The sequence below is a fragment of the Streptomyces sp. NBC_01261 genome (genome assembly GCF_036226385.1).
GTDB lineage: Bacteria > Actinomycetota > Actinomycetes > Streptomycetales > Streptomycetaceae > Streptomyces.
In genome coordinates this window covers 9,468,536-9,492,340 of the sequence record NZ_CP108463.1, presented here as the reverse complement: position 1 = coordinate 9,492,340, position 23,805 = coordinate 9,468,536, and the positions used below count along the sequence as shown (strand labels likewise).

Annotated in this window: 19 protein-coding genes and 1 CRISPR repeat array (1 of these 20 running past the window's edge); of the genes, 16 read left to right on the top strand and 3 right to left on the bottom strand. The window is 66.8% G+C overall.

All coding sequences use genetic code 11. From position 1 onward, the window contains the following. The first annotated feature begins 68 nt into the window (after nucleotides 1-68). The 3 genes from OG226_RS42150 to rocD all read left to right on the top strand — a co-directional run bounded on the left by OG226_RS42150 (nucleotide 69) and on the right by rocD (nucleotide 2,731). Nucleotides 69-572, top strand: a complete 504-nt coding sequence (locus OG226_RS42150) for an Lrp/AsnC family transcriptional regulator (protein WP_328684793.1) — start codon at nucleotides 69-71, stop codon at nucleotides 570-572. 123 nt (nucleotides 573-695) lie between these two features. Then, the gene (gene ddaH / locus OG226_RS42145; protein WP_328684792.1) at nucleotides 696-1,508 is read left to right on the top strand and encodes a dimethylargininase; all 813 of its coding nucleotides are present in this window, start codon (nucleotides 696-698) and stop codon (nucleotides 1,506-1,508) included. After that, nucleotides 1,505-2,731, top strand: coding sequence for an ornithine--oxo-acid transaminase (rocD, locus tag OG226_RS42140; RefSeq protein ID WP_328684791.1), 1,227 nt, complete (start codon nucleotides 1,505-1,507; stop codon nucleotides 2,729-2,731). The genes ddaH and rocD overlap by 4 nt, the downstream gene beginning before the upstream one ends. Before the next feature lie 99 nt (nucleotides 2,732-2,830). On the opposite strand, the gene OG226_RS42135 is transcribed toward rocD, so the two are convergent. After that, nucleotides 2,831-3,064 carry a hypothetical protein gene (locus OG226_RS42135; RefSeq protein WP_328684790.1) on the bottom strand — a complete coding sequence of 78 codons (234 nt, stop codon included), beginning with the start codon at nucleotides 3,062-3,064 and terminating at the stop codon, nucleotides 2,831-2,833. Between the two features lie 642 nt (nucleotides 3,065-3,706). On the opposite strand from OG226_RS42135, the gene OG226_RS42130 reads away from it, so the two are divergent. From OG226_RS42130 to OG226_RS42090, 9 genes are all read left to right on the top strand, one after another. Beyond that, complete coding sequence (locus tag OG226_RS42130; RefSeq protein ID WP_329352037.1) at nucleotides 3,707-5,002, top strand: EfeM/EfeO family lipoprotein; 1,296 nt, start codon at nucleotides 3,707-3,709, stop codon at nucleotides 5,000-5,002. Further along, on the top strand, nucleotides 4,999-6,219 hold the full coding sequence (gene efeB / locus OG226_RS42125; protein WP_328684788.1) for an iron uptake transporter deferrochelatase/peroxidase subunit: 1,221 nt from the start codon (nucleotides 4,999-5,001) through the stop codon (nucleotides 6,217-6,219). The genes OG226_RS42130 and efeB overlap by 4 nt, the downstream gene beginning before the upstream one ends. 189 nt (nucleotides 6,220-6,408) lie before the next feature. Continuing rightward, nucleotides 6,409-8,298, top strand: a complete 1,890-nt coding sequence (locus OG226_RS42120; RefSeq protein ID WP_328684787.1) for a phospholipase C — start codon at nucleotides 6,409-6,411, stop codon at nucleotides 8,296-8,298. Nucleotides 8,299-9,132: 834 nt separating this feature from the next. Then, on the top strand, nucleotides 9,133-10,434 hold the full coding sequence (locus OG226_RS42115) for a helix-turn-helix domain-containing protein (protein ID WP_329352036.1): 1,302 nt from the start codon (nucleotides 9,133-9,135) through the stop codon (nucleotides 10,432-10,434). Beyond that, nucleotides 10,431-11,000, top strand: coding sequence for a helix-turn-helix domain-containing protein (locus OG226_RS42110; protein WP_329352035.1), 570 nt, complete (start codon nucleotides 10,431-10,433; stop codon nucleotides 10,998-11,000). The genes OG226_RS42115 and OG226_RS42110 overlap by 4 nt, the downstream gene beginning before the upstream one ends. A gap of 186 nt (nucleotides 11,001-11,186) precedes the next feature. Further along, nucleotides 11,187-11,903, top strand: a complete 717-nt coding sequence (locus tag OG226_RS42105) for a ParA family protein (protein WP_329352034.1) — start codon at nucleotides 11,187-11,189, stop codon at nucleotides 11,901-11,903. A 710-nt stretch (nucleotides 11,904-12,613) separates the two neighbouring features. Beyond that, the gene (locus OG226_RS42100) at nucleotides 12,614-12,772 is read left to right on the top strand and encodes a hypothetical protein (protein WP_329352033.1); all 159 of its coding nucleotides are present in this window, start codon (nucleotides 12,614-12,616) and stop codon (nucleotides 12,770-12,772) included. A gap of 118 nt (nucleotides 12,773-12,890) precedes the next feature. Continuing rightward, nucleotides 12,891-13,202 carry a hypothetical protein gene (locus OG226_RS42095; RefSeq protein WP_329352032.1) on the top strand — a complete coding sequence of 104 codons (312 nt, stop codon included), beginning with the start codon at nucleotides 12,891-12,893 and terminating at the stop codon, nucleotides 13,200-13,202. Nucleotides 13,203-13,394: 192 nt separating this feature from the next. Further along, the gene (locus tag OG226_RS42090; RefSeq protein ID WP_329352031.1) at nucleotides 13,395-14,399 is read left to right on the top strand and encodes a restriction endonuclease; all 1,005 of its coding nucleotides are present in this window, start codon (nucleotides 13,395-13,397) and stop codon (nucleotides 14,397-14,399) included. Between the two features lie 439 nt (nucleotides 14,400-14,838). On the opposite strand, the gene OG226_RS42085 is transcribed toward OG226_RS42090, so the two are convergent. Beyond that, nucleotides 14,839-15,069: a helix-turn-helix domain-containing protein gene (locus OG226_RS42085; protein ID WP_329352030.1), complete on the bottom strand. Its 231-nt coding sequence runs from the start codon at nucleotides 15,067-15,069 to the stop codon at nucleotides 14,839-14,841. 454 nt (nucleotides 15,070-15,523) lie between these two features. Here OG226_RS42085 and OG226_RS42080 point away from each other — a divergent pair, with 454 nt between their 5' ends. Both OG226_RS42080 and OG226_RS42075 read left to right on the top strand, forming a co-directional pair. After that, a complete protein-coding gene (locus OG226_RS42080) occupies nucleotides 15,524-16,534 on the top strand; it encodes a tyrosine-type recombinase/integrase (protein ID WP_329352029.1) in 1,011 nt (336 codons plus the stop codon). 202 nt (nucleotides 16,535-16,736) lie between these two features. Continuing rightward, nucleotides 16,737-17,927, top strand: a complete 1,191-nt coding sequence (locus OG226_RS42075) for a tyrosine-type recombinase/integrase (protein WP_329352028.1) — start codon at nucleotides 16,737-16,739, stop codon at nucleotides 17,925-17,927. Nucleotides 17,928-18,048: 121 nt separating this feature from the next. Here the strand turns inward: OG226_RS42075 and OG226_RS42070 are convergent, their stop codons facing one another. Further along, nucleotides 18,049-18,624 (bottom strand): CRISPR-associated endonuclease Cas3'', encoded by a 576-nt coding sequence (locus tag OG226_RS42070; RefSeq protein WP_329352027.1) that lies wholly within the window; start codon nucleotides 18,622-18,624, stop codon nucleotides 18,049-18,051. A gap of 61 nt (nucleotides 18,625-18,685) precedes the next feature. Here OG226_RS42070 and istA point away from each other — a divergent pair, with 61 nt between their 5' ends. Continuing rightward, nucleotides 18,686-19,966 carry an IS21 family transposase gene (gene istA, locus OG226_RS42065; RefSeq protein ID WP_329348410.1) on the top strand — a complete coding sequence of 427 codons (1,281 nt, stop codon included), beginning with the start codon at nucleotides 18,686-18,688 and terminating at the stop codon, nucleotides 19,964-19,966. Beyond that, entirely contained in the window at nucleotides 19,967-20,794 is an 828-nt protein-coding gene (gene istB / locus OG226_RS42060) for an IS21-like element helper ATPase IstB (protein WP_329348409.1), read from the top strand. 328 nt (nucleotides 20,795-21,122) lie between these two features. Further along, nucleotides 21,123-23,805: a CRISPR direct-repeat array (repeat unit 29 nt; unit sequence GTCAGCTCCGCGCGAGCGGAGGTGTTCCG); it runs 1,129 nt beyond the window's last position.

The window sequence follows — 23,805 nt, the reverse complement described above, 5'->3', positions numbered from 1 at the left end:
GTGTAGGAGCAATTCGTACGCCTGGACATGTACCCGGCGTGGACGTTCGCGCTGGATACAGTGCCGACATGAACAGCAGGACCACCCCGTTCGACGAACTCGACCGGAAGATCATCACCGCGTTGATGGCGAACGCCAGGACCAGTTTCGCCGAGATCGGCGGGGCGGTCGGGCTCTCCGCGACGGCGGTGAAGCGGCGCGTGGACCGGCTGCGGGAGACGGGGGTGATCACCGGTTTCACGGCGACGGTGCAGCCGTCCGCGCTCGGCTGGCGCACGGAGGCGTACGTGGAGGTGTACTGCGAGGGCGCCGCGCCCCCCAGGCGGCTCGCGGAGGTGGTGCGCAACCATCCGGAGATCACCGCGGCGATGACGGTGACCGGGGGCGCGGACGCGCTGCTGCATGTGCGGGCGACCGATGTGGTGCACTTCGAGGCGGTGCTGGAGCGCATCCGGCAGGAGCCGTTCATCCGGAAGACGATCAGCGTGATGGTGCTGTCCCACCTCCTCCCGGAAAGCCCGGAGGCGGGCGCGACCCATCCCGCACCGGACGACGCATCAGACCTGCGCTGACGCCGTCAAAGACGCAGCATTCCTGCGCAGACACGCAGCCTTTATCGCTTGTCGCGCGTATTGGTCTCTTTCTACCGTGGTGTCAACCCCAGTCGTCATCACAGGAAGCGGAGGGACCCCTCTGTGCCTGACACCCGTGTGCGGCGCCGGCGGCGCTTTCTCGTCTGCGAACCCAGACACTTCGCCGTGCAGTACGCGATCAACCCCTGGATGCATCCGGACACCCAGGTGGACGTCGATCTCGCCCAGGAGCAGTGGCGGACACTGATCGACACCTACCGTTCGCACGGCCACACCGTCGACACGGTGGCGCCGGTGGCCGGTCTCCCGGACATGGTCTTCGCCGCGAACTCGGCGGTCGTCGTCGACGGCCGCGTCTTCGGCTCCCTCTTCCACGCGCCGGAGCGGCGCCCCGAGTCCGACCACTACGACATGTGGTTCAAGGCGGCGGGCTACGACGTCCACCGCCCCGAGTCGGTGAGCGAGGGCGAGGGCGACCTGATCCCGACCGGCCGTTACGTCCTGGCCGGCACCGGGTTCCGTACGACCCGCGAGGCCCATCGCGAGGTGCAGGAGTTCTTCGGCGTCCCGGTGATCAGCCTGACGCTGGTCGACCCGTACTTCTACCACCTGGACACGGCGCTGTTCGTCCTGGACGACGACAACATCGCGTACTACCCGGAGGCGTTCTCGCCGGGCAGCCGTGAGGTGCTCGCGCGGCTGTACCCGGAGGCGGTGCTCGCGACCCGCGAGGACGCGATGACGTTCGGCCTGAACTCGGTCTCCGACGGCCGTCATGTCTTCATCTCCCCCCGGTCCGAGGCGCTCGCCTCGCGCCTCGCCGACCACGGTTACGTCCCCGTCCCCGTCGACCTGTCGGAGTTCCACAAGGCCGGCGGCGGCATCAAGTGCTGCACCCAGGAGATCCGCTCATGACCGCACCCGCCAGCGCCCGTACGTCCGCCGACCTCATCCGCGCCGAGGAACCGGTCCTCGCGCACAACTACCACCCGCTGCCCGTGGTCGTCGCCCGCGCCGAGGGCACCTGGGTGGAGGACGTCGAGGGCCGCCGCTACCTCGACATGCTCGCGGGCTACTCGGCCCTCAACTTCGGCCACCGCCACCCGGCGTTGATCGAGGCCGCCCACCGCCAGCTCGACCAGCTCACCCTCACCTCCCGCGCCTTCCACAACGACAGGCTCGCCGAATTCGCCGAGCGGCTCGCGGAGTTGACCGGCCTCGACATGGTGCTGCCGATGAACACCGGCGCGGAGGCGGTCGAGAGCGGCATCAAGGTGGCCCGCAAATGGGCCTACGACGTGAAGGGCGTCCCCGCCGACCGGGCGACCATCGTCGTCGCGGCGGAGAACTTCCACGGCCGTACGACGACGATCGTCAGCTTCTCCACGGACGAGACGGCACGGGCGGGCTTCGGTCCCTTCACTCCCGGCTTCCGGATCGTGCCGTACAACGACCTCGCCGCGTTGGAGGCGGCGGTCGACGAGACCACGGCGGCGGTCCTGATCGAGCCCATCCAGGGCGAGGCCGGGGTGATCATTCCGGACGCGGGATACCTGGCCGGTGTGCGTGAACTCACCCTCCGCAAGGGCTGCTTGTTCATCGCGGACGAGATCCAGTCGGGGCTGGGCCGCACGGGCCGCACGCTGGCGGTGGACCACGAGAGTGTCGTCCCGGACGTGCTGCTGCTCGGCAAGGCGCTGGGCGGCGGCATCGTACCGGTGTCGGCAGTCGTCGCGCGCCGGGAGGTGCTGGGGGTACTGCACCCGGGCGAGCACGGTTCGACGTTCGGCGGCAACCCGCTCGCCGCCGCGGTCGGCACGGCGGTCGTCGAGCTGCTGGAGACCGGCGAATTCCAGCGCAGGGCAACGGAGTTGGGCGTGATCCTGCGGGACGGCCTGACCGAGCTGGTCGGCAAGGGCGTGGTCGGTTTCCGCGCGCGGGGCCTGTGGGCGGGCGTCGATGTCGACCCGGCGATCGGCACGGGGCGCGAGATCAGCGAACGCCTCATGCGCGAGGGCGTGTTGGCCAAGGACACACACGGCTCGACGATTCGGCTGGCGCCCCCGCTGACCATTACGGCGGATGAACTCCGGTCCGCTGTGGGGGCGTTGGAGAAGGTACTGACGCAGGGGGCGTAGGCCCGCGCGAGTTGTGGGGGCTGGCTGGATCGGCGGACGGGGGTGGTCGTCGGTCCAGCCAGGCCCGTGGCGAGGCGGGTAACTCCCTTGCGGGGGCGGCTACTTGCCCGCCGCGCCCTGTTCCGCGGGAGTGCCGGTTCCGCTGTCGGCCAGGGCTGCCTGGGCGAGGAGTCGGCGGGCCAGGTCGCGGGCCTCGGCCACGGTGAGGGAGGCCCAGAGTCCGGGCTCGCCGCGCACGACCGGACCCACGTCCAGGGTGACCCGGCTGATCGGGCGTTCCGGGATCGCCAACAACAGTCGCCTTACCGCGACCTGTCGCCCGCAGGTGGTCACCAACGGTGCTTCACCTGACGGCGGGAGCGGCTCCTGCCCTGACCGATTCATCTCCTCCACGACCTTCCCTGAGTACCCGGCGAGGTATCAGGAGCAGCGCCGAACGGGCCCGGGTTGTTCCCGGGGACCGGTGCCGCCACCCGTTCGGATCGGCGGGAGGTACGGCTGCTCCTCGTCGGCGGGGCCCGGACATGGTTCCACCGGCCCAGGTCCTGACTCCGGGCCGGTTCGGGGCGAGGGACACGGCAGCGAGCCGCGTGACGACGCCCGTGCAGCACCTGCAACAGCACCGGCCTCGTCTCATATCGATGTCTCCGGCCGGATTGCCACAGCGCGCGACGCAGCGGGTTCGCCCGCGCCCGCATCGCACCCTCGTCCCCCTCCACCGGGAACCCTTGCACCGCCGGTACCGCCCCCCACCGCAGTCCCCGACCGGTGTCGACCCACATCCTCCGATCCCGTAGCCCACCGTGCACCCCCACCCACCCCACCGTGGCGGTCCCGAACCGTCCGGTGAACCCCGGGCGAATTCTCGCCCGCCCTCCGGTCAGAACAGGGTCAAGGGACGCGGTGGGGGCCGTAGCGCACTCATAAGATCGCTGGCACCGCCATCTTTCGTACGACTCCCACTGGAGGCCCGGCGTGCCCGAATCCGCGCGCGGCGCCGAAGCCGATGCCGATGCCGAGCCTGGTGCGGCGCCGGCCTCGGCGCTGACCTCGTCAACGCCCGACCCCCGGAGCGACCACCGTCGCCGCACCGTGCTGCTCGCGGCCGGTGCCCTGGTCGCCGTAGCGGCCTTGGGAGCCGGAGTGCTCACCGCTCGCGGGTCCGGATCGGACGGTAGGGCCGCCGCTGCCGCCGGCGGGCTCCCGCACACCGCCGTCGAGGTCGCGACCTCCGGGTGCGGCAGCGGCTGGACGCACCCGCAGGCCGGTCACCAGGTCTTCGAGTTGCACAACACGTCCAGTACGGCTGCCGAGGTGTACCTCACCGACCCGAAGACCGGCGCCGTTTACGGCGAGGTCGAAGGGCTGGCGCCGGGTACCGTCCGGCCGCTCGGGGTCACCCTCGGAAACGGCTCGTACGCCTTCAAGTGTCTGCCCGACGACGCCGACGCCGTGACCGGGCCCACCGTGCGGATCAGCGGCTCGAAGGTGAAGAGCGGGCCCGCGGCCACACCGATCACTCAGCAGGAGCTCATCCCGCCAACGCTCGCCTACCAGAAGTGGATTCAGGCCCGGACCGTCGAACTCGCCCACAAGACCGACGTGTTGCGGGCCGCCGTAGATCGTGGTGACCTCGCCGCCGCCCGCAGGGCCTGGCTGCCCGCGCATCTCGTCTACGAGCGGATGGGCGCCGCCTACGGCACGTTCGGTGACTCCGACGGGGCGATCAACGGCACCACGGCCGGGCTCGCGGGCGGGGTGCACGACGCCGGGTTCACCGGGTTCCACCGGGTCGAGTACGGGCTGTGGCACGGTGAGTCGGCGAGCGGGCTGCGTGGTCCCGTCGATCAACTCGCCAAGGATGTCCACGCGTTGGAGAGCAGTTGGCCCTCCCAACGGATGGATCCGGCCGACACCGGGCTGCGGGCGCACGAGATCCTGGAGAACACCGTGCAGTTCGAGCTGACCGGCCGCACCGACTACGGGAGCGGCACCAACCTCGCCACCGCGCGCGCCAACCTCGACGGCACCCGCGTACTGCTCGGGTATCTGCGGCCGCTGTTGAAGACCCGGGACGCGGGGTTCGCCGAACTGGGCGACTGGATGGACCGGGCGCAGCACACCCTGGACGGCCTCGACCACTCCGGAAAGTGGACACCGCTCCCCCAACTCCCGCGTCCGCGGCGGGAGAAGGTCGACGCCGACCTCGGTGGACTGGTCGAGCGACTGGCCGACGTGGCCGCCCTCACGGACGTACGGAGGACCGCGTGAAGCGCGTGAACGAGGTGGGCCGTCGGGGCTTCCTGGCGAGTGCGGCGGCCGTGGCCGGTGGCGGTCTTGTCGCCGCCGATCGTGGTGCCGCCGTAGCTGCCGCCCAGACGCCGGCCGCTACCGTGCCCTTCCATGGGGTCCATCAGGCCGGGATCGTCACCCCGGCGCAGCGCGCCACCGCGTTCGTGTCCTTCGACACCACCGCGGACAACAAGTCCGAACTCACCGACCTGCTGCGGACGTTGACCGACCGGGCCCGCTTCCTCACCACCGGCGGCAGCCCGGAGGACCTGGGCATCACCGCCCCGCCCTCCGACTCCGGCACGCTGGGTCCGGATCTCCCGGCCGACCGGCTGAGCGTCACGGTCGGCGTCGGGGCGTCCCTCTTCGACGACCGCTACGGGCTCGCGAAGCTCACGCCCCGTCGGCTGACCGCGATGCCGTCGTTCCCGGACGACGATCTCAACTCCGCCTGGTGTCACGGCGATCTGAGCGTGCAGTTCTGCGCGGACAGCGCGGACACCGTGCTGCACGCGCTGCGCGATGTCACCCGGCACACGCGCGGCGGGCTCCAAGTCCGTTGGCGGACGGACGGGTTCATCAGTCCGCCGCGCCCGTCGGGCACCCCGCGCAACCACCTCGGGTTCAAGGACGGCATCGCCAACCCGGAGGTGACCGACACCCGCGCGATGAACGACCTTGTGTGGGTGGGCGGTAGCGGCGACGAACCGGACTGGGCGACCGGCGGCAGCTATCAAGTCGTACGGCTGATACGGATGTTGGTGGAGTTCTGGGACCGGGTCTCCATCACCGAGCAGGAGCGGATGTTCGGCCGCGCCCGGGACACCGGCGCCCCGTTGGACGGGCGGCACGAGAAGGACACGCCCAACTTCGCGCAGGATCCGCAGGGCGATGTGATCCCGCTCGACAGCCACATCCGGCTCGCCAACCCGCGCACCACGCAGAGCGCCGATCAGCGCATCCTGCGCCGGGGCTACAACTACGACCGGGGCATGGACAGCAACGGCAACCTCGACATGGGCCTGCTGTTCTGCTGCTACCAGCAGGACCTGGCCCGGCAGTTCGAGAACGTGCAGAAGCGGCTGGCCGGTGAACCACTGGTCGACTACATCTCGCCGTACGGCGGCGGCTACTTCTTCGCGCTGCCCGGGGTGCGGGACACCTCCGACTGGCTCGGCCGCACCCTGCTGACCTGAGAGACCGCCGATCTGGGACACGGGTCAAGAACAGGCCAACAGACCATGAGAATCTCCTGACCCGGCGTTCGCTCCCACGTCATTGCCGCTCCCCCGCCCCGCCGCCACCATTGCCCAGGCTACGGCGGTAGGTGCCACGGCCATGGACGGTGTGGCAGCAGAACCACTGCTCCCGGAAGGCGAGACAGCATGATCGGCAAAGGAAGAAACCCCGGTGCACGGCGCCGGTTGACGCGCGTGGGTGCCCTGCTCGGCGCCGCGGCCCTGGCCACCGCGGGCGGGGCCGTGCCCGCGTCGGCGGCCCCGCACGGCCACCAGCCCTCGGGGGGCACGCACACGTCGACGCCGATCAAGCACGTGGTCGTGATCTACGACGAGAACATCTCGTTCGACCACTACTTCGCCACCTACCCCCAGGCCGCGAACACCGACGGCACGAAGTTCAAGGCCGCGGCGCACACGCCGAAGGCCGACAACCTGCTCAACGCCGGGCTGCTGAAGAAGAACCCGAACCTCTACACGCCGACGCGGCTGAGCAGTTCGCAGGTGATGACCTGCGACCAGAACCACTCCTACGGCCCCGAGCAGTACGCGGCCGACGGCGGCAAGGCCGACAAGTACGTCGAGAACACCGAGGTCAACAAGTGCACCGGCCTCTTCGGTGAACCCGGTCTGGTGATGGACTACTACGACGGCAACACCGTCACCGGCATGTGGAACTACGCCCAGCAGTACGCCCTCAACGACCATTCGTTCAGCTCGAACTACGGCCCCTCGACGCCCGGCGCGCTGAACCTGATATCGGGTCAGACGCACGGCGTGATCTCCGTCGACCCGGCCTCCGGCACCGAGAACCCGAAGCAGACGTCGACCCCGGACTCGTACGCCGTGGTCTCCCCGAACGCCAAGGGTGTCGGCACGGTCATCAACGACCCCGACCCGGCCTTCGACGACTGCTCGGACAAGGACCACACCGCTACCAGCGCGCTCGCGGAGATGCAGGGCAAGAACATCGGTGACCTGCTCAACTCCAAGAACGTGAGCTGGGGTTGGTTCCAGGGCGGCTTCCGGCCCAGCACCGCGTGGGACGGGAAGAGCGGTGACTACGCGCGGTGCGCCGGCACCACCCACACCAATGTGGGCGGCGCGGCGTCGGAGGACTACAGCGCGCACCACGAGCCGTTCGAGTACTACAAGTCGACGGCGAATCCTCACCACTTGGCGCCGAAGTCCGTCGCAGAGATCGGGCACAGCGGCCGGGCGAACCACAACTACGACCTGACCGACTTCGACGCCGCGCTGAAGGCGAACAACCTTCCCGCGGTGAGCTTCCTGAAGGCGGCCGAGTACCAGGACGGGCACGCCGGCTACTCGGACCCGGCCGACGAGCAGAACTTCCTGATCAAGGAGATCAACGCCCTGCAGAAGTCGCCCGAGTGGAAGTCGACGGCGGTCGTGCTCGCCTACGACGACTCCGACGGCTGGTACGACCACGTCTCCTCGAAGGTGCTGAACGGCTCGAAGGACTCGACCGTCGGCTCCAACAGCAAGGCCACGGACAGCCCGGCCTGCCAGTCCGGTCCGGCCGCGAAGGGCGGTTACGCGGACCGCTGCGGTCCCGGTACCCGGCAGCCGCTGCTGGTCATCTCGCCGTACAGCAAGGTCGACAAGATCGACCACACGGCCACCGAGCAGGCGTCGATCACGCAGTTCATCGAGGACAACTGGCACACGGGCCGGATCGGTGACGCGTCCTTCGACCGGCGGGCGGGCACCCTCGGCGGCATGTTCGACTTCCGGCACCCCAACGACAAGCAGGTGCTGCTGAATTCGAATGGTTCCGTGAAGTCGGTGAAGCGGATCCCGCACTACACGCAGGCGTCGTCGACGGCCACGAAGGCCCCTTACCCGGCGTACGTCCAGGACCTGAAGGCGCAGGACGTCGCGGACAGCACGACGTCCGCCATGGCCCTGCCGGTCGCCGTAGGAGCCGGTCTGGTCACGGCAGTCGGGTCGACCACGGCCTTCGCCCTGTACCGGCGCCGGTCGCGCGCCAGGGGCATGACCGCGTCCATGTGACCTTGTTCCACTGAGCGTTGGAGGGCGGCGAGGAGGTCTCGCCGCCCTCCGTCGTGCCCGGCGGCGGCCTGATCGCCACCGGTTCCACGCGGCGACACCTGCCCCTACACTGGCAGCTCACGAGGTACCGGGTGACCTGCGAGAACAGGTCGGTCGAGCCGACCCGCCGGAGTGAGGAGCGACCCCCCTTGTTCTACTACCTCCTGTAATTCTCCCGCACCCTTCTGACCTGGACTTATGAAGGCCGAAACGGCTGTGACCTGCTAGGACGGGTTGCAGAGGCGATCGGAGGCAGTCAGAGGAAAACGCTCTGATTCGACCCCGGTTCGGCCCGGGCCGCTAAGAGGCAGTCAGAGGCGATCCCTCTGATTCTGGCTCCGAGTGGACCCGAGTTGGCCGGCTCGATCAGGGCGCCAACCTCGGCGCACTTCGCTTCGCCCCGGTCGAGTCGTGATGGGGACGTCTGCCTCCCATCCGGGGCCAGGCATACGAAAGCCTCCAGGACGGCACATCCTGGAGGCTTCGTGTGGCACCGATTGGAGGTCGGTTCCGGACACCACCCGTGGTTTTAGCGGGCCCTGGGTGGCGTCCACGTCTGTGCGAGACGACTCCACAATGCCATACGACATACCGGCTTCGCACTACTTGCTGCATGCCTCACCCCAGCCAGAGGCAGTCACAGGCAACCAAACCATTCGACAGGGGCTCGCCAAGCTCCCACCAGCAGTCGCTGACCTGGTCCTTGTCGGAGACCTCACCGGTCGCTACGCGGCGGGGAGTTACAGCCGGCTCGATCGTGAGGGTCAGGTAGTCCCGCGTCAGGTCCGGGCGGGCATGGCCGAGCACGGTCACCGCATCACCGCGGCGATCGCCTGCCATGTGGCCCGGCTCGGGGGCACCGTCAGCGAGTTGACACAGCTCCTCCTGCACCCGGATCACGAGGGCGGCAGGCACACCCAGTACATCGCCCTCCGCTCCGGCCAGGCCCGCGCCCTCGCATACATCGAGCGCGTGTGGAGGAACGCGAGCGCCACGGTCACCAGCAGCGTGAGGGTCGCGTCGCGCCAGGACGTGTACGAAGACCTCGCTGCCCTCCGGGACCGCATCGAGGTCACACCCTGGCGTGGGGAGCGGGGCCGCACCGCGCTGCGGGTGCTGCGGGCGCATCTCAACTTCGCGGAGGCTGCCGGCGGCCGTCTGCACGCCGCGAGTGAGCGGCAGGCCGCGGAGGAGGCCGGGATCTCCCGGCAGACGCTGCGCCTCGCCTACGAGAGGGTCCTGAAGCCCGGTGGGTGGTTGCGCCGGCTGAAGGTCGGGCGCGGCAAGGAGGGCTCCTCCTGGTATCTCGGTAACGGTCTCAACAGTGCGGAAGGCGGCTGGACTTCTCACACACGGACCACTCAGTTCCCCCCCGCCCCGGCACTTGGGGAGTGGTCCACTCCTGAGACGGCCCTCTCGGCGGATGTCGACTCCACTGTCATCTCCCGCCTGATGGCCCATGACGCCTTCGCCCACGGGGCGTTGGGCAGTTCTGCCCTCATGATCATCGGGGCCTTGCATGCCCGCCCGGCCCAGACGGCGGGTGAACTCGTGGTCACCTCGTCCGTCTCCCGCGCCACCGTCTACAGGAGTCTCGACCGCCTCGCCCGCCACGGTCTGGTACGCCGCATCGGCGAGACCTGGATCCTCGCCCCCCGCGCCCTTGAAGGCTTCGGTAACAGCCTTCCGGAGGCTGTTACCGCCCCACACCTCGTGCTCTCACACGGCTGGGACACGGTCGCCACCATCCACGGAACCGCAGGCCTGGCCGCACGCCGACGGACTCTGCACGCGGCCGAGCGGACGGCATACCGCGCGGTGCTGGAGCGGCTTGCCGGACACCGCAGCACAGCTGTGGTGATCGTCCGCGACGGCCGCCAGGTCCTCGTTCCGGCGCCGCGCCCCGACGAGGTCCCGCCCTTGGTGCAGGTCCGGAACGGATGCGTCCTCGATCCGGTCACCGGACGGCCCGCTGCGGACTGGCGGATCGCGACCGATGGCCGCCTGATCCTCATCACCCCTGCCGACCGGCGCAGTTACGACGAGCTGGCCGCTGCCCATGCCGAAGCACTCAGTGAATGGGAGTCCGTTGCATGACCCCACGCCCCAAAGTCCCCTCCCCCGGCGGTGACCGGCCGACTCCGCGGTCTCTGCGGCGGCAGTACGAGTCCGGAGCCACCGTCGAGGAGCTCATGGCCGTCAGCGGCCTGTCCTACGGAACGCTCCTGAACCGGCTCAAGAGCGCCGGGACCGTGATGCGTACCTCGTGGCAGACCCGCCGGATGCGGGCGGACCCCGAAGCGCGCCGGCGTCTCGCCGCGCATCTGCGCACCCTCTACGAGGAGCACGGCGCAACCCTCAACGAACTCGCCGCGGCGTCAGGTGAGTCACGGAACGTCGCCCGGGGCCTCCTCGTCGAGGCTGGCGGCACCGTGCGCACGACGCAGCAGACGCTGCGCCTCCGGTCCGCAGGGCGCGCGGCCGAGCGGCAGAAACTCGCGCGGTCCTTGCGGGTGAAGTACGAGGCGGGCGCCACAGTCCCGGTTTTGGCCAAGGAGTGCGGCTACTCGGTCGGGACGGTCTATCGGCTGCTGCGTCAGGCGGGCACCCGCATGCGGGCCCAGCACCGTCACGGCCCCGCCGGCCAGGTGAGCAAGCAGTGACCCACACCTGCCGCCTCACCGATCCGCGCCGTGGAGCGCTTCGCCTCACGGGTTCACCTGTCGACGATCCCGGCTTCGGCTCGGCGCCGAGGGCCCCTCCCCCGGCAGCACTCCGGGCGCATGTCGACGCCGTCGGCTGCCCGCACAAGACCGATGTCTTTTCCTAGTTGAGGAGATCAGCTCCACGTGAACGAGAACACCCGCCACAAGAATCTGGCCACGACCACGGCTGCCGTCTGGGACGCGTTCGTCATCGTCGTCGGCATGCTCAAGGGCGGTACCGGCAAGACCACTTCCGCCTGGTTCATCGCCCTCTACTACGCCGTCGTCCTCGGTGTGCCCACTCTGCTGCTGGACGCGGATGCGACCAGCCAGTCCGCCTACGACTGGTTCAAGGTCGCCCGGGCCGCAGGCTTCGAGATCCCCGCCAACCTGGTCGTCAAGCGGTACCCGTTCGACGACCTCGCCGAGTACATCCGTGACAAGCGTGCCGAGTTCGGCGCGATCGTGGTCGACGCCGGCGGCGGCAGCGCGAAGCTGTTCCACGAGGCTGTCACCGAGGCGAACCTGCTGCTCGTGCCGGTCGCCCCGACCAAGATCGAGCGCCGCAAGCTCGTGGCCACCTTCGACGAGGCCGAACGGGCCGCCGCCCGCAACGAGTACGGCGTCACGGCCCACGTCGTGATGGTCAAGGCCGACGACCGCACCAGCCTCCCCCGCACCGCCCGCGACAACCTCCTGGAGCCCGGTGAGGGCCAGGGCATCGGCCCTGACCGTGACGAGCCGTTCCCGCTGGCCGAGACCGCCATCCACGCCTGGGTCCACTACATGGAGGCCTTCGGCGAGATTCCCACCGACCTGAGCGAATACGCCCAGCTGATGAAGGAGCTGACCGAGGCATGAGCGATCGAATGAAGCCCCCGGCCCGCCGCACGGGTGGCCGTCCCTTGGGCGGTGCCCAGAAGACGACGTCCGCATCTACCCCGCCGCCGTCGCCTCCGGCTGCGGAGCTCACTCCTGAGCAGTTGGCAGCTGAGGAGGCTGCTGCCCGGGCTGTCGCCCGGCTCGCTGGGGATGCCCCGCGCGGTGAGTCTGTTCCGTCTGCCGCGCTCGGTGAAGTGTCGGGACGGGAGTCGAGTGGGTCGACGGCTGACGTCGCAGTGATCCCAGCCCAGTCGTCTGGGGACGCGGCGGATGATCCCGACCAGGAGGATGCCGTCACTCAGGGGATCCGCCGGGTGGATGTCGCCCGGGAGGAGGCAGGTTCCGCGAGTGAGGATGAGGGGCTGGTTGCGTCACAGTCGCGTCCGATCGTGGACGCTGTGGCGCGGGAGGTGCCGTCTGGGCAGGTGGCTGGGCCTGATGCTGCGTATGACCCGTCGGCAGGTGCGGCGTCTTCCTTTGCCGCGTCGCCTGGCACTGAGTTGGGGCTTCGGTCCGCTGTTCCTTGGGTGGGGAGCGGTGCGGCGTTCCCGGTAAGGGCTGATGGTCGGGGATCCCATGAGGAGCAGGACTCGCACTCGTATGAAGGGGCCGACGAGGGAACGCCCTATGCACACGGTCCTGGCCGTCCGCTGGACATTCCCGAGGTTGCGGTGGTCCTCAACCGGCGTGTGATCGCACGCGAGAGCCTCGACTCGTCGGTCCCAGCCGCGTTGAAGCTGAAGAAGCGGATCAAGCGTTTCGCGTTGGACAACGAGCTCGATCATCTGCCGATCGGTGACATCGTCTCGGTCGCGCTGGATGAGTGGCTCACTGCCCGAGGGTTCTGAACACGGTCGCAGCGTGGGGCGGCCTCCCTCGGGGCTGGCCGCCCTTCGCGCCGACTATTCCGATACATCACTAGGCGGGTGGCTATCCGCCTAACCTGACCAGACCGGAGCACCTCTCGTGCCTGATCATTCCTCCTACGCCAGCCGTCTTCGTGAGATCGCCGACGCACTCGACGCGATGCGCCCGCCATCCGATGACGGCCTGACTCCGCATCCGGACACTTTGGACGTCATCAACAACCGGCACACCAAGCGCGGGCAGTTCAACTATGCCGTTCCCGAGGTTCTGCAGCTTCAGCGCCGGGTCCGCCAGTACCACGCCGATACAGGTGTGCCGCACGGAGACGTTGTGACCATGGCAGTTGACACCTGGCTCCGCGTGATGGGGTACCCGCCGAATGGGACTTCTGTCAGGAAGACGTCGGCATGACCGATCAGGTGAGCGACCCATCGCGCGGGTCGCTCACTCTGTGCCCCCGCAGGCAGCCGGGGCGCCGATCGTTCGAGCCTTTGGTCAGAGGAACGTTGGGGCACCCGTGTCACGGAGAAGGAACGTGTGTGGCCACAAGCCGTGGGATCCCGGCCGCACAGGGTTGTCAGTGGGGGCGTATACGCTCCCTCGGTGATTATTGACCGTGCCGCTCGTGTCGTGCCTCCCCGTTACCCGGACCGCGACGTGCGCAGATGGATCGGCGATGCGTTAGGGAAGGCCGACGAAGCCGACCTGCTTGCCGCGTACTTGTGGGTGAAAGAGGTTTTGATCGGTCGTGACGCTTGCGCTGAGCTGCGAGTGCAAGATGAAGCACTTCGCAGGAATCTTGGACAGCTGGAGAAGCTCCGGAGCAGCCCGCGCCTGCGTGGGCGCAGCTGGGAGTTCACTCGGGCCGAACTAGATACGGTTTTCGATTCGTTCATCGCTGCAGTGAAGGACGACGTCGAGTTCATCGGAGAGTGCACGCAGAAGGCAAGCGGTGCGTTTGACGAACTCAGCACACTTCCCGAAGGCGACCTGGCCGACCATTACCGCCCGGGTCGAGTCGACTCCCCGTTGAACATGATCATGCATCTGTGGGACGAGATACCTCCAAGCTCGGAACGCTACATGGCCAAGCAGAGCTGGGCGCTCGCGGAGATGGATCGCCTGGCCGGTGTCGACGAGCGGCGGGGCATCTTCGCCCAGAGCCAGAAGAGTTACACCCTGCGGCGCATTCAGGAGTTCGACAGCAAGAACTTCGAGATTCTCGTTTCGTGGCTCACCGCGCGGGATGGTTTGAAGGTGATCCAAGCGCATGGCGGCCCCGGGGACCGCGGTGCGGACGTCATCTCCCAAACGCCGGACGGGCGGCGTGTGGTGGTGCAGTGCAAGCAGACCGGGCGTGCCGCCAAGCAGAGTGTGACCAGTACCAACGTCCAGACGTTCAATGGGACAGCTCGTCCTGAGCACAAGGCTGACGTTGCTGTGATGGTCACCAACGGTGGCTTCTCCGAACCGGCACGCGACTTCGCCAGAGATCACGCTATCCACTTGATCGGCCCGACGGAGCTAGAGCGCTGGGCTACCTGGGGAGACTCCCTGTACGAGGTCCTGGGCATCCCCGGTGCAACTTCTCTGGGGACTACGTCCTGATCAAGCTGTCCGGGTGGGTCGAGGGCACCTGCGCTCGACCCAGTTCACCTCTACGCGGGCACCGTTGAACTCCTCTGCGTCTGGCAGTAGCTTCTTGCTGTTCTCGGGAGTTCCGAGGTCAGTCGTTCGGCCGACGTGCCCTGGCGTGATCGGGCCTGGAGAACCAGCGTGTGGCATGGGCGGTTCCGGAGCGCCCGAGATCCGGGATGTTCCATACTCCCATTTTGCGGACACCTCACGCTTGTCAGCTGGATGGTCGCAGGGCCCGGGGTGTCCGCCGTGTCATGCCGGCGCGGGCATCTCGTTCCCGCGCTCTGTTCTGCCGCGTCTTGGCAGCAGCGTCAAGGGTGTGGGTCTCACGTCGTATTCCGTGCAGCGTCCCACGGTTGCCCTGTGGACTGGTCGATGTCACTGCGCGTTCGGAGACCTTGCCTGCGCATCATCCGTCGTTCTGGCTCGCGGGAGGAGCGGATGACGGCGCGTCGTCGAGGTGGTTGACGAGGTTGCCTGGTGTCACGCCGAGGCCTTCGGCGATGTCGAGGAGCGTGAGGACACTGGGGTTTCGTCGGCCGTGCTCGATGTAGATGAGGCCTCTGAAGCTCAGCCCGCTTCGGGCTGCCAGTTCTTCGATGGTGTAGCCGCGCTCCTCTCTGATTCTGCGGATCTGCATACCCAGGGCGTGAAGTCGCGGGTTTGGCGACGCTTCATGTGGTGCCACACGGCGACACCATGTGGATCCAAAGAAAAACTCCATGAACAGCTGTGCATAAACACTGTCCGTGATGGAAAGTCTGATGGCGCTGGCAATCGACGGCTCAGCTCGAACGCCTGCGAACGAAACCCCGCCCACAGGATGGCTCACCCGGCTGCGCGCAGCACCGCTACTGCCGAATCTGAACGCGTGAGGAACGATGGCGACCGCATCCGTCCCGTTTGACCGCTGGCACAAGAAGCATCCGAAACCACATAAGGGTGACAGGCCTTGCCGGTGCGGAAACCCGAGGCATCCGCTCTATCCCTCATCTGATCATGGCCGCGGGAAGCGATGGCAGGCACGCGGCATCGACCATTTCGGGAGGGAGCAACGAGTCTCTTTCGCAACCTGGGACGAAGCCGCAGCGCACATGGCCGACCAAGAAGTCGATCATGCCCTTTCAGGTAACGGTCCTACTCTGGCGTTCTATGCCCTGCGGATGGTCGAGAGAATGCAATGGAGGAAGCTTCGACGAAATACCATCGACCTCTATGAGCGACACATTCGCCTGTACGTCCTCCCGTACGCCGGCCATCGCATGGTCGCATCTCTTCGCCGCTCAGACTCCTTGGCGTTTCTGGACTACCTTCTGACACGCCCGACACTCCGGTCACCTCACAGCGTGAATGGCGTGTTCCAGTCGTGGGTGAATCTAATGAATTTCATTGTCGACGAGAACGTTTCATTGCCTCCCAATATTGTGTCCCGCATCAAGCGGGCGCATGTGCCTGAACCGGTGGATGTACTGCTTTCGCCGGCGGACGTGGCTTCGATCGCCTCCGCCATACGAGAGCTTCAACCGTGCTTTGAGATCGCCGTCTGGCTGGGCGCCTGTGCAGGACTCCGCACAGGCGAGATTTTCGGCTTGAAATGGAGCCACATCGACTTTCAACGAAACATGCTGTCTGTCGAGGAGCAGTTCATGAAAGGAACATCCGGCCCTTTGAAAACAAGATCAAGCTATGCGACGCTGGCAGTTGATACATTCTTGATGGAAAGATTGAAAGACCACCTGCGACTGCCTCATTCTCCACCCCTGGAAGAGGTAGTAGACATCTCCGTACCCCAAATATTTCCGCCACTGGAAGAGCACGTGATTTCCGACAAAGGAGGAAACCCGGTCCCTTATGGAAAGTTCGGCCATCAATGGAACAAGGCGGTTCGCAATACTGGACTTCCGAAAGGAACGACCCTACTCAGTTTGCGGCGCTTCTACATTTCGACGCTCGGAAATTCGTATCGGCACGATCCGAAGACCGTTCAGCTTCTTGCCAGGCATGCCAGGTTCTCCTGCACCTGGGACACCTATGCACGTCCTCGCCGAGCCGCCACCAGGCCACGAGTGGATGATTTCACCGAGGCTTTCCGTGAGACTTTCTAGACTCCAGCTGCTTACTCGCTTCGAGCGGGCGACCTCAGGTTTGATTCCGGCAGGTGAAGCACCGCTCCGGCAAGACCGCAGTCGCCCAGGTACCGAGCGTTGAAATAAGCCGAAGGCGCGTACCCATGAGGTCCACCGCTCGCCGACCTCCGACGGCGGGTCAAAGCGTATTTGGCGGCTCCGATTTAAATGGAGGCATCCCTTGGCACAACTCCGCTTGCCCTACGACCGTTGGCACAAACCTCACCGAAAAGTCGAAGCGGATGATAAGCCATGTGGTTGCGGTTCGCTGGAAAATCCGCTCTACCCTTCTTCGGTTCACGGCAGCGGAAGCCGATGGTGTGTAAGGTACACCGATGACACGGGCACGTTGCGCAGGCGTAATCATGGAACTTGGGATCAGGCCATCGATTATTTGATCGATACGTCAAGAAAAACTGCTGCAGAATCTCCAGACCGAAGGGATGAGCCTCACACGGTGTCCTTTTATGCACGCGAGATGATCCGGAGGAGGCGGCTGCTGGGTTTGCGAGAGGCGACATTGAGGCAACAGGAGGGCCATCTGCGCATGTACGTCATTCCCTTTGCAGGATCCCGTGTCGCTTCATCCCTCACACGTTCGGACTCCTGTTCCTTCCGTGATTACCTCACCTCACGTCCGCAGTTGCGCTCGGCCAGCTCAGTCCGTTGCGTATTCAGTACATGGAAGAGCCTTGTCGATCATATGAACGATAAGGAAGTACCTCTCCCATCGAATATTATTTCCCGTATCAAACTTCCTCCGGAGGTAGTATCGACCCAACCATATTTCACTGCAGAGAAAGTAGCCGAAGTCGCCTCGACCCTGCGACGCATCCAACCAGAATACGAAATTGCAGTCTGGCTAGCAGCGTGCGCCGGATTGCGGCTTGGTGAAGTTTTAGGATTGACATGGGAAAGTATCAATCTCCAATCTAACCTCCTGTCCGTCACTCAACAGGTGTATCGAGGGACCACCTACCCCCTGAAATCAAAGAGCAGCTATGCAACTCTACCTATTGACTCATTCCTCTCCGACAAGCTGAAAGCCCATCGCATAATTTCTTCACGCATTTCAAAAGACAGCGACTGGGTTCTGACGGATTATCGCGGCCTGCCGGCAAATAATTCCACGTTCTGCCGACGATGGCGAAAGGCGATCTCCGAGGCCGACCTTTCCCCACTCACGCGTTTTCACAGGCTCAGACATTTCTACATTTCGACACTTGGCGAGTCGGGATGCTACAGCATGAAATCCGTCCAGTTCCTTGCCCGTCACAAATGGCTGTCCACCACCTTGAGGTACATTCACCCATTGACTGATCCAGAAACCGAGAAAATCACTTTGTTCAGCAGCACATTCGCCACCTCCTGACGGGCAGGAGCGAATATTCGTGTAGTGGATGTGGCCAGATATGAGGCCGCGGATAGATTGGATGCAGGTGACGGTGGAATGCCTCCGCGTGGGCGGAGCAGGCAGGCGGACGGCGCCGGCATCACAGTCCAGGAACGGAAAACGGGGACGTCGTGGTCCTCCTGCTGAGCTGGAACACCTCCGCGTGAACGGAGCGGGCGCGTAGATGAAATCGCTGGGGAGGCCGTACGTCGGGACACCTCTGCTGCAGCCGAGCAGACCAGACCGTCGTCTCGCTGAAGTCGGCCAACTCCGGTACACCTCTGCGGGAGCGGAGCGGACACGACCAGTGCGTCGGCAGCTCATGCCTGAATCCACGCAGACCCTCGGCACCCGCAGCCGCCACATACGACGCATCGCCGGCAACCGGCTTGAACGCCGACGGCACCTGCGCCTGGAACGGAGGCGTGATCTTCCCCAGATCATGCAGCCCCGCCCACAACGACAGCACCGGCCGGGCGGCCTCCGCATCCAACCCCAGCTCCGCAGCAATCCGCCGACGTGCGCCACCGTCAAGCAACGCATCCTCCAGCGCCCCGAACACAGCCGCGGTATCCAGCAAATGACAGATCACCGGATACGGATACGGCAACCCGCGCTCCTTGCCCCACAACTGTGTCGGCGTCGTCTGAACGGTGACCCTCTGACGGCGGATCAAAACTGACTCACTTCGTGGCATCCATACCAACCTGATCTTGATTGGAGATCGGGAGGAGAGGGTGATCCAAGTGGAGGACTGGGCAGAGATCCGCAGGCTGCACCGGGCCGAGGAGATGCCGATCCGGGCGATCGCAAGGCATCTGGGCATCTCGAAGAACACGGTGAAACGGGCGCTGGCCACGGACCGGCCGCCGGTGTACTCCCGGCCGCTGAAGGGCTCGGCGGTCGACGCGGTCGAACCGCAGATCCGTGAGCTGCTGAAACAGACCCCGACGATGCCGGCGACGGTGATCGCGGAGCGGATCGGCTGGGACCGCGGGATGACGATTCTCAAGGACCGCGTCCGCGAGCTGCGGCCCGCCTACCTCCCTGTCGATCCGGTCTCGCGCACGACGTATCAGCCCGGCGAACTGGCTCAGTGCGACCTGTGGTTCCCGCCGGTGGACATCCCGCTCGGCTATGGCCAGTCCGGGCGGCCACCGGTGCTGGTGATGGTCTCGGGCTACTCGAGGATCATCGCTGCACGGATGCTGCCGAGCCGGATGACAGGCGATCTGATCGACGGTCACTGGCAGCTGCTGACCGGCTGGAATGCGGTGCCGAAAATGCTGGTCTGGGACAACGAGGCCGGTATCGGCCAGGGCAGGGTCACCGTCGACTTCGCCGCCTTCGCCGGACTCCTCGCGGTCAAGATCTTCCTCTGCCGGCCCCGTGATCCAGAAGCGAAGGGGCTGGTCGAGAGGGCCAATGGCTACCTCGAGACGAGCTTTCTGCCCGGCCGCACCTTCAGCGGACCCGGCGACTTCAACACCCAGCTCGAACGGTGGCTGCACGTCGCCAACCGGCGCATCCACCGCACCCTGGGCACCCGTCCCATCGAGCGGTGGGAGGCCGACCGGGCCGGCATGCTCGCCCTCCCGCCCGTCGATCCGCCCCGCTGGTCGCGCTTCTTCACCCGCATCGGACGCGACCACTACATCCGCGTCGACACCTGCGACTACTCCGTGCACCCCCTGGCGATCGGCAAGAAAGTCCAGGTCACCACCAGCATCGAGGAGGTCATCGCCATCCTCACTCCCGGCGGGGCCGTCGTGGCCCGCCATGCCCGCTGCTGGGCCAAGCACCAGACCATCACCGATCCCGATCACGCCCGCACCGCCGCTGCCCTGCGCGGTGAGTACCGCCACCACACCGCGGCCCAGGCCGCCCGACTCCGCGCCACGGCCGCCGCCGACCGCCTGGTCGACGTCGAGCAACGCGAACTGACCGACTACGACCGGGTGTTCACCCTCATCGAGGGCGACGCCGGCCGCAACGAGACCGGGGACGGGGTGTCCTGAATGGCCCGCACCGCCATCAAACCGGTCACTACGAAGACGGGCAGCGGCCGGACCGGCGAGCAGACCGCGTCCGACCTGGCCTTCTACTCCCGCGCGATGAAGGCCCCGGCCCTGCTGGACGCCGCCGAGCGCCTCGCCGAGCGGGCCCGCACCGAATCCTGGACCCACGCCGAGTTCCTGGTCGCCTGCCTGCAGCGCGAAGTCGCCGCCCGTGAGAGCCACGGCGGCGAGGCCCGCATCCGCGGCGCCCGTTTCCCCGCGATCAAGACGATCGAGGAACTCGACGTCACCCATCTGCGCGGCATAACGCGCCAACAGCTCGCGCATCTGGGCACGTTGGACTTCATCACCGGCAAAGAGAACACAGTTTTTCTGGGACCGCCCGGGACCGGGAAGACACACCTGGCGATCGGACTCGCGGTCCGCGCCTGCCAGGCCGGCCACCGGGTCGCGTTCGCCACAGCCGCCGAATGGGTCGACCGCCTGGCCGCCGCCCACCACGCCGGACACCTCCAGGCCGAGCTCACCAAACTGTCCCGCTATCCGCTGATCGTCGTCGACGAGGTCGGCTACATCCCCTTCGAATCCGAGGCCGCGAACCTGTTCTTCCAGCTCATCTCGAACCGATACGAACGCGCGTCCGTGATCGTCACGAGCAACAAGCCCTTCGGACGCTGGGGAGAGGTCTTCGGCGACGAGACCGTGGCCGCCGCCATGATCGACCGCCTCGTCCACCACGCCGAGGTCCATTCCCTCAAAGGCGATTCCTACCGGATGCGCGGACGGCAACTCGGACGCGTCCCCACCGCCACAACAGAAACCGACTGAACACCACCAACCACAAGCCACACGGGTCACGATTCAACCGACCAGAGTGGGTCCGCGTTCAACCGCCGCCGACAAACCGCACATCGACCTGCGGAGCATCCACATCGTCCATGGCACGGTGTTCTAGCACCAGCCACTGACAACACGAACCGACCTGCAGATTCTCCAAGTCGCCTACGCCCAGGAGCCGTTACCCTCAATCACACGCTTGCTGCCCAACCAGGGCTCCAATTCCGCGCCCGCACTCTCCCTCAACAAGGCCACGGTCCAGAGCATCAGAGACAGCAAAGAAACCGCAAAGACCCTCTAACATTGCAGGTCGCGAAGTGTCAGCTCCGCGCGAGCGGAGGTGTCCCGTACATCGCCGCGATGCACCCGACCGTCGGTGAGTCAGCTCCGCGCGAGCGGAGGTGTCCCGGGGACATGGGTGGCCGACCCGAACGCCGAGTAGTCAGCTCCGCGCGAGCGGAGGTGTCCCGCCACTGGCCTTCCGTTCCATCCCCAAGGGGAGGTCAGCTCCGCGCGAGCGGAGGTGTCCCGTCGCGGCAACTTTCTCAAGCCGCCCTTGAAGGGTCAGCTCCGCGCGAGCGGAGGTGTCCCGATGTTCGCCCACTTGGTGGCCCCGGTCCCGGAGTCAGCTCCGCGCGAGCGGAGGTGTCCCGGACTGACTGCCGGAGAAACTCCCAAGCCCCTGGTCAGCTCCGCGCGAGCGGAGGTGTCCCGCGCACCGCCGAGCGGTACCTGTCCGAGCTGTCGTCAGCTCCGCGCGAGCGGAGGTGTCCCGATCCAATAGCCTCGGTCGCGGGATTGCGGTACGTCAGCTCCGCGCGAGCGGAGGTGTCCCGGCGATGTTGCTGCTGTCCGGGATCTGTCGGGCGTCAGCTCCGCGCGAGCGGAGGTGTCCCGGTACTGGCGGAGAACTGGGGCGAGGAGCAGGAGTCAGCTCCGCGCGAGCGGAGGTGTCCCGGCATCCATCAACCCCTGTTTGTCGCCGTTGATGTCAGCTCCGCGCGAGCGGAGGTGTCCCCCGTGCCCAAGGCGCCTCCGTGCGGCGGGCCGTGTCAGCTCCGCGCGAGCGGAGGTGTCCCGTCGACTGTGCCGCCGGAGAACGTCGCCGCGCGGTCAGCTCCGCGCGAGCGGAGGTGTCCCGGTGCCGGGCCAGTTCATCAAGGGTCTCGTGCAGTCAGCTCCGCGCGAGCGGAGGTGTCCCGCCGTGAACGATAGTGGTGGTCTCGTTGTGTTCGTCAGCTCCGCGCGAGCGGAGGTGTCCCGGCGGCGAGGTCGAACGCGACTCCGCCGCTGCGGTCAGCTCCGCGCGAGCGGAGGTGTCCCGTCGTTCTCGGAGGGCGCGGCGTGGGTGGTCAAGTCAGCTCCGCGCGAGCGGAGGTGTCCCGTCACCGGTGTCGAGGGGGGCTTCGTAGGTGACGTCAGCTCCGCGCGAGCGGAGGTGTCCCGTCGCATGATCGCGCTCGCCTACCTCGCCACCGGTCAGTTGCTCGCGAGCGGAGGTGTTCCGCCCTGGCTCGCCTTGAGCGCTTGCTGCAACCCGTCAGCTCCGCGCGAGCGGAGGTGTTCCGATCAAGTCGACGTCGGCCGACCTGGTCAAGGAGTCAGCTCCGCGCGAGCGGAGGTGTTCCGTCGTCGTCGGAGCGGCGCAGGAATTCGATCACGTCAGCTCCGCGCGAGCGGAGGTGTTCCGCACCGCGGCGGCCCCATGGCCACCGTGACCGTGTCAGCTCCGCGCGAGCGGAGGTGTTCCGTCATCGAACGGGATAACGGGCGCCAGTTCATCGTCAGCTCCGCGCGAGCGGAGGTGTTCCGCTGCTCAGCAAGCTGCGGGGCTGACCCATGGCGTCAGCTCCGCGCGAGCGGAGGTGTTCCGCTCAGCAACGAGCAGCTGGACGTGGTGCTGCGGTCAGCTCCGCGCGAGCGGAGGTGTTCCGCTCCTCGCCGCCCTCGGCAGCGCCCAGACCGCGTCAGCTCCGCGCGAGCGGAGGTGTTCCGGCCAGCCCGGCTTCGAGAAGTTCACGTTCGACGTCAGCTCCGCGCGAGCGGAGGTGTTCCGTCGTAGGGGCCGTCGAGGATGACGCGCAGGTTGTCAGCTCCGCGCGAGCGGAGGTGTTCCGGAATACGACGTGTTCGGGGACAGCCCGGTCACGTCAGCTCCGCGCGAGCGGAGGTGTTCCGGTCCACTACGAGGGCACTCCGGTGAGTACGCGGTCAGCTCCGCGCGAGCGGAGGTGTTCCGCGCTGGGGCACATCGTCGTCGCGGCCTCGGACGTCAGCTCCGCGCGAGCGGAGGTGTTCCGCTCACCCGCGTCGGGCGGATCGTCCGCCGCCTGTCAGCTCCGCGCGAGCGGAGGTGTTCCGTCCGCGGCCGACGCCTGAACTCCGGGGACGGAGTCAGCTCCGCGCGAGCGGAGGTGTTCCGTTGTTCAGCAGCCACGAGTTGCGGCGGAGGTTGTCAGCTCCGCGCGAGCGGAGGTGTTCCGATGTCGAGGCCTGGGTAGACGGTGCCGGGCCCGTCAGCTCCGCGCGAGCGGAGGTGTTCCGCTGGACGTCAAACTGTCCGACACGGGCGTCGAGTCAGCTCCGCGCGAGCGGAGGTGTTCCGATGTCGACCGCGAGCGCGATCGGCGGGGTGATCGTCAGCTCCGCGCGAGAGGAGGTGTTCCGCCTGCCGCTCGGGCCAGAGGTTGGGGTTGAAGGTCAGCTCCGCGCGAGCGGAGGTGTTCCGCGGTACCAGGACTGCGCCTCGACACCGTGCTGGTCAGCTCCGCGCGAGCGGAGGTGTTCCGTTCAGCACGGTTCCGTTGCCGACGGTGGCGTCGTCAGCTCCGCGCGAGCGGAGGTGTTCCGGCGCCGTACTCGTCGTGGCGCTCCTCGATGTTGTCAGCTCCGCGCGAGCGGAGGTGTTCCGCTGGAACGGGCGCTTCAATGGAGTCAGGGCTCGTCAGCTCCGCGCGAGCGGAGGTGTTCCGTCTGCGGCGGACATGCACGGCCTGGGCATG